This window comes from Bizionia sediminis, assembly GCF_042684585.1.
Taxonomy (GTDB): domain Bacteria; phylum Bacteroidota; class Bacteroidia; order Flavobacteriales; family Flavobacteriaceae; genus Algorimicrobium; species Algorimicrobium sediminis.
This window is the reverse complement of the sequence record NZ_JBHULS010000002.1, coordinates 346,929-359,840: the sequence shown is the minus strand read 5'-3', so window position 1 is coordinate 359,840 and position 12,912 is coordinate 346,929. Positions and strand designations below refer to the sequence as shown.

The 12,912-nt window shown below is 35.7% G+C and carries 11 protein-coding genes and 1 tRNA gene; 3 read left to right on the top strand and 9 right to left on the bottom strand.

Features of this window, described 5'->3' with window-relative positions; translation table 11 throughout:
• Positions 1–41 precede the first annotated feature (41 nt).
• The 9 genes from ACFSQP_RS06025 to ACFSQP_RS05985 form a co-directional block, all read right to left on the bottom strand.
• A complete protein-coding gene (locus ACFSQP_RS06025) occupies positions 42–1,202 on the bottom strand; it encodes a TDP-N-acetylfucosamine:lipid II N-acetylfucosaminyltransferase (protein ID WP_376892512.1) in 1,161 nt (386 codons plus the stop codon).
• An 11-nt stretch (positions 1,203–1,213) separates the two neighbouring features.
• Positions 1,214–1,852: an acetyltransferase gene (locus ACFSQP_RS06020; protein ID WP_376892511.1), complete on the bottom strand. Its 639-nt coding sequence runs from the start codon at positions 1,850–1,852 to the stop codon at positions 1,214–1,216.
• On the bottom strand, positions 1,842–2,687 hold the full coding sequence (locus ACFSQP_RS06015) for a BKACE family enzyme (RefSeq protein WP_376892510.1): 846 nt from the start codon (positions 2,685–2,687) through the stop codon (positions 1,842–1,844). The genes ACFSQP_RS06020 and ACFSQP_RS06015 overlap by 11 nt, the downstream gene beginning before the upstream one ends.
• A gap of 176 nt (positions 2,688–2,863) precedes the next feature.
• On the bottom strand, positions 2,864–3,304 hold the full coding sequence (locus tag ACFSQP_RS06010; RefSeq protein ID WP_376892509.1) for a DsrE family protein: 441 nt from the start codon (positions 3,302–3,304) through the stop codon (positions 2,864–2,866).
• Positions 3,305–3,612: 308 nt separating this feature from the next.
• Positions 3,613–4,512, bottom strand: a complete 900-nt coding sequence (locus ACFSQP_RS06005) for a hypothetical protein (RefSeq protein WP_376892508.1) — start codon at positions 4,510–4,512, stop codon at positions 3,613–3,615.
• 157 nt (positions 4,513–4,669) lie between these two features.
• Positions 4,670–5,725 (bottom strand): type I restriction endonuclease, encoded by a 1,056-nt coding sequence (locus ACFSQP_RS06000; protein ID WP_376892507.1) that lies wholly within the window; start codon positions 5,723–5,725, stop codon positions 4,670–4,672.
• Between the two features lie 410 nt (positions 5,726–6,135).
• Positions 6,136–6,209, bottom strand: a tRNA-Asn gene (locus ACFSQP_RS05995).
• Between the two features lie 93 nt (positions 6,210–6,302).
• Positions 6,303–7,631 (bottom strand): RIP metalloprotease RseP, encoded by a 1,329-nt coding sequence (gene rseP, locus ACFSQP_RS05990; RefSeq protein ID WP_376892506.1) that lies wholly within the window; start codon positions 7,629–7,631, stop codon positions 6,303–6,305.
• 74 nt (positions 7,632–7,705) lie between these two features.
• The gene (locus tag ACFSQP_RS05985; protein WP_376892505.1) at positions 7,706–9,643 is read right to left on the bottom strand and encodes a M1 family aminopeptidase; all 1,938 of its coding nucleotides are present in this window, start codon (positions 9,641–9,643) and stop codon (positions 7,706–7,708) included.
• A 114-nt stretch (positions 9,644–9,757) separates the two neighbouring features.
• On the opposite strand from ACFSQP_RS05985, the gene ACFSQP_RS05980 reads away from it, so the two are divergent.
• The 3 genes from ACFSQP_RS05980 to feoB all read left to right on the top strand — a co-directional run bounded on the left by ACFSQP_RS05980 (position 9,758) and on the right by feoB (position 12,831).
• Positions 9,758–10,432, top strand: a complete 675-nt coding sequence (locus tag ACFSQP_RS05980) for an SCO family protein (protein ID WP_376892504.1) — start codon at positions 9,758–9,760, stop codon at positions 10,430–10,432.
• 72 nt (positions 10,433–10,504) lie between these two features.
• Complete coding sequence (locus ACFSQP_RS05975; RefSeq protein ID WP_376892503.1) at positions 10,505–10,735, top strand: FeoA family protein; 231 nt, start codon at positions 10,505–10,507, stop codon at positions 10,733–10,735.
• Complete coding sequence (feoB, locus tag ACFSQP_RS05970; RefSeq protein ID WP_376892502.1) at positions 10,732–12,831, top strand: ferrous iron transport protein B; 2,100 nt, start codon at positions 10,732–10,734, stop codon at positions 12,829–12,831. The genes ACFSQP_RS05975 and feoB overlap by 4 nt, the downstream gene beginning before the upstream one ends.
• Positions 12,832–12,912: the final 81 nt, after the last annotated feature.

Below are 12,912 nucleotides of genomic sequence, written 5' to 3'. Positions count from 1 at the left end.
ATACACGAGGTATTTACTGGGTTTTGTATTTGGGTAGGGTGTTACTTATTTTTCTTTGTGTATAAATGGGCCAATGCTTTTATGGCACGTATGGCATGAGCGCGGCTCCATTGACTTTCTAAAATGGCTTTGTTGTGGTTTATTTGGGCGGCAGACAAGGCTTGCGTATTAGCCAGTCCAGTTTCTAAATCTTGAACGGAAAAAATATGCATACCCAGCTGTTTGCATTGCTGGTAAATAGGATTTTCGTTTCGCAAAAACACTTTTGCACCTTTGTATAAGGCGGTATTTATATTGCCTCTAGCTTGTTGCCGGGTATGATTCATGATAACAATACCACAGTCTTTTATTTTGGTGTAATAGTCGGCTAAAGGCAAAAAGTCTGTTAAACCTTCAAATCTGGAAGCTCCCAAATGTTTTTTTCCAAAATAATTTATAAGTTTTGCATAACTGCTACTGCCGTAATTTAACGGTGTTATAATTTTTGTATCTGTTTGTAATGGTAGTTTTTTCAACATTAAAATAGCTTCAATATGATTATTAGAAGCATACGCAGAATTGCCAAGTAAAATGGCGTTTCCCGAGAATGCGGGAGGCCCAATAGCGTAGGTATTTTCTACGGTATATGAATTTAAATAGTGATTTTTAGCACGTAATGTAGGAATAGCTTTACGCAAAATGGGATATAGTTCCGGTTGAATGGAAACTACGTCTATCCGTTGGTATAAAAAATCGGGTTGTTTTAACTGTTTAATAAATACCTGTTTTAACCGACTTATTTTTTGACTGAACGTAATTTTTGGATCTAAAAATTCCAAACTTTTAGAAAACCTCTCTAAATATTTGGAGCGTTTCATAGTTACATTGGTCGTATATGGAGCAAGTAAATGGGCATAATCTCTACCCCAAGAGTGCCAAACAACAAGTGTGTGTGAAGGCACTTTTTCCAGGACGTTTTTATGTATTCGAAATAAATAGTGAATAACAATACAATCGGCATTTTGAAGATCTATTTCTAGCGTTTCCGAATTGAAGTACCCTTCCGAAACAACCGAAACATCTTGTAACTGGGTTACAAATTGTGTTTTTTGTTGGCTAGGCACAAAAATTTTCCATGTGTTTTTACCAGGAAATGCTTGCTCGTACAAACTGTGTGTTAGCGGAATTACTTTTTCATCAAAAGCAAAGTGTAGTATATTCAAAATAGCTTACTTTAATTCTTTATCCTAACTACGCGGCATGGGTTTCCGTATGCAACGGCATTGTCTTCTATGTTTTTTGTAACAACCGATCCGGCGCCTATGGTTACGTTCTTGCCAATTGTAATACCATCAATTACGTTGGCGCCCATACCAATAGTACTGCCTTTACCAATGGTTACGAAACCGGCAACATGCGCTCCTGGGTTTATGGTAACAAAATCCTCCAATACAGTATGATGGCCTACCGATGCGTTTCTATTAATAGTTACAAAGTTACCAATGGAGCTTTGTCCGGCTACAGATACATGACTGTTAATCATGCAACCGGAACCCATATTTACTGTAGAGGCTATTTCGGCCGATGTGTGTGTAATACAGGTGGCATGTTCATTTTTTAAGTTGAAAAGAGAAACTACTTTTATCTTGTTTTCCGCTTTGTTAACGCCCAAAAAATAAGGTGAGGCGTCTTGGTTGTAGGTTTGTTGTTGGCTTATATTAAAACGCGCATTTTGGTACGCGTGTTGTGCGTTTAATTGCAGGTTGTTAACAACAACAATATCTGGAAAAACTTGGCAAGATTCCAGATTATCAAAAATCATGGTTAAAACGGGTTCGCTAAACCCAATAATGGTTAATTTTTTAAGATGCATATGTTAGCTTGTTGGAAAAACCTTGCGCTCTGAATGCTGCTGGTGTTAAAAATTCTGTTTCGTTAACCTCAATTAGGTCGTGTACCCGTTTTACAAGCTTAATATTGGTTGCTTTTGTGGTTTTAGCGCTGTCCATCCAAATGTTATCTTCCAAACCTACGCGCACGCCTAAACCTTGCGACACTGAAAAACTATTAAGCTGAAACTGACTTAAGCCCAAGCCAGCTAACGATACAAAATGATTTTTAGGAATGTTTTGAAGCGCTGTAGCAATAGTTAACAAGTCTGGTTGCATACCTGCAATGTTATTAAATAACAAATTCCAATAAAACGGTCCCTTTAAAACGCCTTTTTCAATAAGATACTTTCCGTAATTTATCATGCCTAAATCGAAACATTCTAACTCTGGAATAACACCGTATTTAGTCATTTCTTCGGCTAATGCAACAATCATATTAGGTTCGTTTACAGAGGCCTGCTTTACAAAATTTAAAGATGAAAGTGTTAACGAACACATATCTGGTTTTAAGGAAAGTAATTCAGCGCGTTTTTCAAATTCCGGAAAATTTCTTCCTGAAGAGCTTCCACAAATAACTAAATCCGGGCAATGTTTTCTTACGCCTTCAAAAATAGTCTGGTACACAGAACGTTTGTAGGTGGGAGTACCATTATCTAATCGGGCATGTAAATGAGCAATGGTAATTCCAAGTTCGTATGCTTCGTGGGTTTGTTCTATAATTTCGGAGGGTGTTATGGGTACATGGGGAGTCATTGCTTTAGTTGGTACCATACCCGTAGGGCAAAAGTTAATGAGAACTTTCTTTCCAATAGTCATTTAAGTATTGTTTAAAATGTAAAAAACAGGGGGTAAATATAAGTAATCTCTATGTTTTTGTGCTTTTTATTCAAAAAAAAATAGTCTTTACTGCTGTGTAAAGACTATTTAGTAATGTCGTGGGCGTTTTAACAAAATGGTTGCCGCCGCTTTTCTTTATTGGTGGTCCGAATTATTTATAGGGTAATAGTTTTAAAACCAGTTTCCTGAAGCCCAAAAAGATAAATAAATCCGTCTGGTGTAAATTCAATGTGAGCGTTGTAATCCGATGGCTGCAAGTTAAAATGATGCATGGCAGTTTCGCAAACCACTAAACGAATTCCAGCCGACTTACTAGCTTGTATGGTTGCTTTTAAATCGGGGTTTTGTGCTAATTCCTTTACCACAGGACCAATTAATACCACCTCGAAAGATATGTTGGGTTTTGTGGTTTTTAGGCTGCTTCCTGTGTTTACTGCCGCTTGTAAATAGCGTGTATTGGACACAAGAATGGCGTATTTTCCATTGGCTTTTACGGCATTTTCAACCTCATTAACAGGAGTTGTTTGCGCCATACTAGGGGTGAATAAAATAGATGCGGTAAAAATAAATAGCATGATTAAAAACGAATTCTTCATAAGTATTTGTGTTTTTTATAAGGTGAAATGCCTTTGTAACTAACAGGCAAATGTAATAGCACAAAGATATACTTTTGGTAAGGCTTGGTATGTAACCTATGTTACTGTATTGGGTTTGGTTATGCTGTAACAATGGCGCTCAATTGCTGTAAACCTTAAAAGGGTAAGAGGGCAGCTAGCGGTTTTGTTTATGGTTATTGCGGTGTTTTAAACACCAATTTAGCAACCACAAACGAATGCATAATGCGGCAGGGTTTTAGAAAGAAGGCGTGAACTAGTAATTGATTTTTAGATTGTGTGGTAGCACGTTACTTTATTAGCTTTAATATTCCTTTTTTGAAATATAAATTTTGTGAATTTCCAGTGTCCCCATAAATTAAAACATTATCATAGCCAGCAATATTGTTCATAGAGTTAGTAGGTATACCCCAAGAAAGTATGCACTGTTTTTCGGTCATACCAATTTCTACTTTTCCATTTCTAATGCTGCTTAAATATATTCTATTAAACTCTGAAAATTTTTTAAAATATTCTTTTTTAATAAACATTGATTTTGTTTTGAAAATATCAGAGCTCTCCAAATTTAGCAAACCTTTGTCTTCTAATTGGTCAAACGTTCCTGTGGGATAAATAACTTCAAATTCCCCATTTAGTTTGACGACAATACCAAATCCAGAAGGTAATTTAGCAAATGTAACTTCAGTTATTAAATATTCTTTAAGGCCATCAATTTGAATTTTATCTCCCTTAATAGTTTCCATTTCTGATTTTAATTTTAAAGGAATCAGAAATTTATTTTCTAATCTCATTTTTATTGTATCAAGGAAACTATTGAAAACATATTCGTCTGTTAAACTCGGCTCAAAAAGAAAAACCTCATCTTCATTTTTAATTTTAAGAATATCTTTGTATTCGTACATGTACTCGATAACTTCGAAAGTTTTGTTTTCAAATTTTTCAGAATCAGTATAACTGATATTTGAGCCGTCTGCATTTTTAACTGTCCAAACTTTAAACAATGTTATTTTCTCTCCAACAACACCAGCCTTTTGCTCTTTTGTGAGCATCATATTGCTAAAATTCATAAAACTTCCATCATAAGGTATTCCTTTTATTACAGGTTCTTTTGATTTGTCTGCTACGTTAATTTGGGAATAACTGTTAATAGACAATAAAATTAATAATGCTATAAAATAATTTCTTTTCATTTCGTTTTTTTTATGCGTTTAAAAGGCTTTATCTATAATTATTGGCATGTTTAAACACTTATCAAGCAAATTAAATCGAACAGAAAATTCGCGATAATTTTTGTAAATATTCGATTAAGATGTATTTATGATACGTGTTAATGTAACCAGTTTTATGTTATTCACTAATATAATTTTCAATCGTATTTAAAAGCTGATTTTCAAATTTATAAATATCATCAATCGACTCAATTTTTTCCCTTATTTCTGTTTTATTTTGGTCGAATAAACTTATGTATTTTGTTCCTGAATTTAAATGTAGTCTACAAATAGGTTTTCTATTGTTGTCATCTAATAAAACCCCAAAATAAGATTGCGTATCTCTGTAAACAATTCTATTTTTTTCAATTTTTCTGCGCAAAATTGCCACAACAATTCGATACCCTTCTAATTCTTCTTCTGTTGTTTCAATTTTACTTTTTGGTTGCTCTTCTATTTCTTCCTCGGCTTGTTGCTTTTCTTGCTCTTTGTTTAAAGCGGAATTTAATCTATCATTAACTTTTTCACTAATAATTTGGTTAAATGCCTTATTTACTATTTCTGTAAATTCTTCCATTACTTTCGACGTAAGACGACCATTGTAAGCCTTATTTGCAAATAATTTAACAAAGTCTTGAGAGGGTTCTGAAATTTCTTGGTCAATCAAAGACTTGATTTCACGCGTGTATTTTAGATTACTAGCATTATCTACAATCAGTGAAATGTCAAATTTTGACTTGTGAAACTTTTCAATTTCCTTAACTGTACTTTCTTTAAGTTTAGTGATGTCGAATTCCAAAAATGGTTTTTCGTCCATTTTATTGCTCTCCTCTAAATCCGTGTAAAATCTATATTGAATTCCGTTTGTAAGTAGTGCAAAACGAGTTTTCGACACGTGAAAGTATCTAAATAATTGTGAATTATGAACATCTAAATTTTGTTTCCAGTGTTTACATTCAATAATTAATATTGGATTGTCATTTTGTATTATGGCATAATCAACTTTTTCTCCTTTTTTCAACCCTAAATCAGCTGTAAATTCAGGAATCACCTCTGTTGGGTTGAATGTGTCATAGCCTAAAATATTTATGAAAGGTAGTGTGAAAGCGTGTTTTGTTGATTCTTCAGTATCAATTTTATCTTTCAATTGTTCGACTTTTTCTGCAAGTCCTTTTAATTTGCTAAATAATTCCATGTTTTATCTTTTTTAGTTGACTGCCTACAACCCCTTAAATAAACTCTAAATTACTCATTTTTAATGGTTTTTAAAGCAAGGTGTCAGGTTTTATTAAAAAAAGAAAAATTGCCACCAATTTATAACCGACACATTGTTGTGCATTTAAAAACAATTACATGTAGCATTATTTATAAAACGACTAAAGCGGCCAAAGTTCACGAAAAATTAGGGTTGGCTGGTTATGTAAGTAGTTGTTGCAACAAAACGATAAGCTAATTTTGGTTTTAGGGGTTATTTAGGGAGTTTTACTATTAGAGGTATTATGTAGTCACTTACAAAACAATTGGCCTAGCTTATAAAAACCACTTGGTAGTTTAGGATTTAAGGCAAAAAAAAAGCCTTTACAATTGTAAAGGCTTCTAAAGTAGCTCCTCCTCTTGGGCTCGAACCAAGGACCCTCTGATTAACAGTCAGATGCTCTAACCAACTGAGCTAAGGAGGAGTGTTATTCTTTTGCGAGTGCAAATATATACAAACATTTAGATTATGCAAAGCAACAACACTAAAATTTTATAGAATATTGTATTTTCTTTTATCAATTAAAAATGGCTTTGTAAATATCATTTCCATTAGCAAATAACACCAAGGATATAAGTAGAATGAAACCAATAAGTTGCGCATATTCCATAAACTTATCGCCTGGTTTTCTGCCCGAAACAATTTCATATAACAAAAACATGACGTGACCACCATCTAGGGCCGGAATAGGCATTAAATTTAAAACGCCTAACATAATAGATAGGAATGCTGTAATTTCCCAAAAGGCCTTCCAGTTCCATGAAGCCGGGAACATATTGCCAATAGCGGCAAAACCTCCTACTTGTGCAGCACCTTTTTTAGTAAAAATATATTGAAATTGCGCTAAATAATCTTTTATTTTCCAGTAGCCCAATGAGGCGCCTTTGGTAATGCTTTCTCCCAAGGAGTAGTCTCTGTGACTTATTTTAACATAATCCGGGTCTGTTCCTGTGGTTACAATGCCAATAGTAAAATCTTCGTTAGGAGTTACTTTAAGTATTTTGTTTTCACCGTTTCTTCTTATTTCCAAATCCATTGCGGTAATGCCGGTGTTTTTAAGGGTGTAAGTTAAATCGGATAAAAAGTTAATAGCTTTCCCATTAATAGCCACCAATTCGTCTGTGGCTAATAAGCCCGCTTTGGCAGCAGGCGATTCTGGTACTACAGAGTCCAACTGAAAAGGCCTGCGAGGAGTCATAGCTGGTAAGTCGCCAGCCTCAAACAACTGGGTGCCAATATCCTCTGGAACGGTTAAGTTGGCAATGTCTCCATTTTCACGTTCTACAGTTATTGTATTAATATCTCTAAACAACAAGTAGGTGTTAATGTCCTCCATTTCATGGAAAGGGGTGTCATCCACCGAAACAATGCGGTCGCCTTGCTGAAAGCCTTGTTGTTCCATGGTTTTTGTAACGGCAAATCCGTATTTAATATCGTCTTTTGTGGCGTAGTTTGTTCCCCACACGAATAAAATCATCATATAAATAACGAAGCCCAAAACAAAATTCACAAACACACCACCAAGCATAATTATAAGTCGCTGCCAAGCTGGTTTGGTTCTAAACTCCCATGGTTTTGGGGGTTGTGCCATTTGGTCTTTGTCCATGCTTTCGTCTATCATACCGGCTATTTTTACATAGCCTCCAAGCGGTAACCAGCCAATACCGTAAACGGTATCGCCAATTTTTTTCTTGAACAAAGAAAATTTTACATCAAAAAACAGATAAAACTTTTCAACACGTGTTCCAAACAGTTTAGCCGGAATAAAATGGCCTAATTCGTGTAAAACAATAAGTATAGACAGACTTAAAAATAATTGTGCTGCCTTAATTAAAATAATGGTCATGGGTATTTATCATCTTTTATAGCGCACAAAAGTAGTGTTTTAACACCATTTAGAAAACTATAAGCGCTTTATTGCTATTTTTTTAACACGGTTTTATTAATTGTCTCCTTGCTGCCAATTAGCCTAATATATAACAAACCAGCGGGATAGGCTTCAAAATCCAACTGGCTTTGCCAAGGGTAGCGGCCCAAAAGTTGGCCCAGAGCATTGTATATTTCTATAGTGTTAATTTGTAATGCTTTAGGTTTTTTAATGGTAATATGCTGCGTGGTTGGATTGGGGTAAAGTTGTATTTTGGCGTCTAAATTGAAGGTGTCTGTAGCTAAAACAACTGTGTTGTTTCTGGAAATAAGATCGGTTTCGGGATCAAAAAGTATGGTGTTAACGTTAAAATTGACCGGAATGGTAAAGCTTTGGTTGTTGTAAGTATGGTTTAAAATAACATCTTCCATATTGCCATTACTACCCACAAGTCGCACGGGAACCGGTGCTTCAAAAAAATTAACCGAAGGATGGCTTTGCGTTTGTGCTAAATGAATATGCACAGTGGTTGCTGTGGGCTGGTTCCATTGCAAATTATACGAGGGGTATCCTTCATGAAACAGCCAATTGTTAAAAAATGTGGTTAAATCTAGACCTGTGTTTGTTTCAAATACGGTAATTAAATCTGAAGTTTTTGCGTAATTAAAAGCCAAATCAGGATGAGACAGGTAAGCCTGTGTGGCTTGGAAAAAAGCCTCGTCTCCTAGTTTTTTTCGCAGCATGTGTAAAACCATGGCGCCTTTGTTATAACTTAAGCGACTACTAAAAATTCGGTTTACATTGGTGGTGTCTGCATCAGATAAATATACGGCGCCACCAGGTTGCGACGTAATGGAGTTAACCAGCTGTTGTTTAAAACTAATAAAATTACTAGGTCCGTCTAGTTGTTCAATAGCTAAACCGGTTAAATAGGTGGCAAAGCCTTCGTTTAACCAAATATCTTTCCAGCTGCCACAAGTTACTTTGTTTCCAAACCATTGGTGTGCTAGCTCATGAGCAATAAGGTTTCTGTTAAAATTTCCCATAAAGGATACGGTCGTGTGTTCCATGCCGCCACCCCATCCAAATTGGGCATGACCGTATTTTTCGGATGCATAAGGGTAGGGTTCAAATAAGGTGGCAAAAACAGTCATCAAATCTACTGTAATAGGTGTGTTAGCCTGCGCATAGGCTAAATCTTCAGGATATACATAGTTTACAATAGGAAACGGACTGCCATTATTTGGTACTTCATTTGTATACACGGCGTAATTGGTTACAGCAATGGCAACAAGGTAGGCAGGAATGGGGTATAGATGTTTGTAATGAGTGGTTTTAAAATTGCCGCTGCTTGTCTGGTTTATTTCCAAACCATTAGAAACGGCCACGTACGGATCGTTATTTGGAGCAAATTGTGGCGTGGTTATATGCACATCTATGCTGTCTATTTTATCTATTAAATCTTGTTTACAGGGCCACCAACCTTTGGCGCCATAGGGTTCTGAAAGCGTCCAAATAATGGGTGTGCCGTTGTGTGTGGTTTGTTCAAAAGAACCAAAACCCGAACTTTCAGGATTTCCAGAATACGAAATACGTAACGAATCTAAAACCCCCGTATTTTGAATTTCTGGCAATGTTATAACAACCTCATCATTGGTATTTTGAACAAAAGAAAGATGTACACCGCGTTGTAAAACCTCTGAAACGGTCATGTTATTAGTTAGCTCGAAAGTAATTTCAGAAAGTGGCTCCTTGGCAGTAAAGTAAGTAGTTACACTACCCGAAATAAAAGCTATGGCCGGGTTAACATTTAACTCCAACCGGTGGTACCTAATATCGTAATTTCCGGTGTTTGGACTAAAACGCTGACTCATTTTTTTTAAAGCCATTTTTGCTTCCGCTTCTTGTATGTGGTTAAAAGATTTTAAATAGTCCTGTGCTTGTAAAGGCACTACAATAGTTAACAAGCAAATTAAAAGGTAATTTTTCATGTTACACGGCTTATATAATTGATAAAGAATGTTAAAAATACCACTTAAATTTCTATTGTGTCGTAATTTTGTAAAACAATTAAATGCTTGTTACATCTTATAAAAAATGTAGTTATGTTATCATTCTTTAAAGACTATAAATACTTTGGTATAGTCCTGCTGGTTATTTCAATAATTATTGTAACTATTATCTTTAATATTTTAAATGTTGAAAAACCCTTGCCCATTTACCAGCCTACCATGGTAAATGCCGAATTGGTTGATACCACATTACATTACAAGAAAAAATATCATAAAATAGCCGATTTCAGCCTTACCAATCAAAATGGTAAAACGGTTACCCAAGCAGATTACGAAAATAAAATTTATGTAGCCGATTTCTTTTTTACTACCTGCCAAACCATTTGCCCTATTATGACGGATAATATGGTGTACATTCAGAATGAATTGGAGGCCAACCCGGATGTTTTGCTTTTATCACATTCGGTAACACCAGAAATTGATTCTGTTGCGCAACTTAAAAAATATGCTCTGGAAAAAGGTGTGGACGACGCCCGTTGGAATTTAGTTACCGGCGATAGAAAACAAATTTACGACTTGGCTAGAAAAAGCTATTTAGCCGTAAAAGACGACGACGACTCATTAGATCCATACGATATGATTCATACCGAAAACTTTATGCTTATCGATAAAAAACGCCAAATTCGCGGATTTTACGATGGAACCAAACGCGATGAAATAGAAATGCTTTTGGAAGATATTGAGCGCTTACAGCGGGAATATGAATAGTTTTTAGACAAGCATTTTTTTTAACTAAAATTTTACGTTAATTTCGTTTCTTTAAAATCAATCTAAATAAGCGTGCAGGTAACTTTAGCAGACATTAAACGGGGCGAAGTAGGAGTAATTGTAGATGTGTCATCTAACTTAATTCCTTTAAAACTTTTGGAAATGGGTTGCTTACCCGGCAATAGTGTGGAATTGGTGCAAGTAGCTCCTTTTGCAGATCCCATGTACCTAAATATTAATGGGAGCCATCTAGCCATCCGAAAAGAAACAGCCATGCACATCCAAATAGAAATTGCTAGATGAGTAAGCAAATTAACGTTGCCTTAATTGGAAATCCCAATACCGGAAAAACATCAGTTTTTAATGCTTTAACAGGGCTTAACCAAAAAGTTGGCAATTATCCGGGTATAACCGTTGAGAAAAAAGAGGGAATTTGTAAGCTACCGCGTGGCGTAAAAGCGCATATTATAGATTTGCCCGGAACCTACAGTTTAAATGCATCGTCTTTAGATGAAAATGTGGTTATAGAACTGCTGTTAAACAAAAACGATAAAGATTTCCCCGATGTAGCAGTTGTAGTTTGCGATGTAGAAAACATAAAGCGTAACCTCCTGCTGTTTACCCAAATTAAAGACTTGCAAATACCAACTATTTTAGCCATTAACATGGCGGATAGAATGGATTATAAAGGTATTAGTTTAGATATTCCTTATCTGGAAACACAATTAAATACCAAAATAGCACTTATAAGCACCCGCAAAAATCAAGGTATTGACCAGCTAAAAAATATTATTGCCAATTACAAAGAATTGTCTGTAAAGCCCTGTTTAAATGCTTCGGAAATAGATCCCGATTATTTTAGCAATTTGCAAAACGCATTTCCAAACCAACTGCTGTACAAATTGTGGTTGGTAATAACACAGGATGTTAATTTTGGTACTGTAGACCGCAATACCGTACAAGCGGTAGCCGATTTTAAAACCAAATCTACCACCGATATTAAACGTTTGCAGCAAAAGGAAACCATAAAACGCTATCAATTTATTAATCAGGTATTAAAAGAAGGGCAGACAATCGATTTAAGTACCGCAAAGGATTTACGCATAAAACTGGATAGGATAATTACGCACAAGGTTTGGGGTTATGCTATTTTTGCCTTTATACTTTTAATGATTTTTCAGGCTATTTACGATTGGTCCAGTATACCAATGGATTTTATTGATAGTAGCTTTGCAGCCTTAAGCGAATGGACGCGAAATACCTTGCCAGATGGTACTTTAACCAGTTTAATTTCTGAAGGCATTATTCCCGGAATTGGCGGCGTGGTTATTTTTATACCGCAAATTGCCTTTTTGTTTCTATTTATCTCTATTCTCGAAGAAAGCGGGTATATGAGTCGGGTGGTGTTTTTAATGGATCGGGTTATGCGCCGTTTTGGGTTAAGCGGCAAAAGTGTGGTGCCTCTAATTTCTGGTACGGCCTGCGCCATTCCAGCTATTATGGCCACCCGAAATATTGAAAGTTGGAAAGAGCGTTTAATTACTATTTTGGTTACCCCTTTTACTACCTGTGCCGCTAGGTTGCCTGTGTATTTAATTATTATTGCCTTGGTTATTCCCGAAGGGCGGTTTTTAGGTTTAAGCTACCAGGCCTTAACTTTAATGTTACTGTATTTAATAGGTTTTGCTACAGCTGTTGGTTCAGCATGGCTTTTAAATAAAGTCCTTAAAATTAAAAGTAAAACATTTTTTGTGGTAGAAATGCCTAATTACAAGCTGCCCCTCTTAAAAAACGTGGGTATTACCGTTCTTGAAAAAACCAAGTCCTTTGTGTTTGGTGCTGGTAAAATTATTTTAGCAATATCTATTATTCTATGGTTTTTGGCCTCTTATGGTCCTGGCGATAATTTTAATAATGCCGAAGCCATTGTTACAGAGCAATATGCTAATGAAAATCTCACAGAAATAGAATTAGACCAGCATATAGATTCTTATAAACTAGAGCATTCGTATATAGGCATAACAGGTCGTGCTATAGAGCCTGCTATTCGTCCATTGGGCTACGACTGGAAAATAGGCATTGCGCTTATTAGTTCATTTGCAGCACGCGAGGTTTTTGTTGGTACGTTAGCAACCATTTATAACGTGGGTAGCGAGGAGGAGGAAACCATTAAAAACCGTATGGCTGGCGAGGTTAACCCCATTTTAGGAGGACCGTTATTTAATTTTGCTTCAGGTATTTCGTTGTTGCTTTTTTATGCTTTTGCTATGCAGTGCATGAGTACCCTGGCAATTGTAAAACGCGAAACTAATAGTTGGAAATGGCCGGCTTGGCAATTGGTAGTCATGACAGCCTTTGCGTATGTAATGGCACTTTTAGCATATCAGTTGCTAATTTAAATTACAATGGCATTAGTAAGTTTATGCGGTAATACGTATCTTAAACTAAAATAGTGTCTAAAAGGCACTTATGTAGCAGTT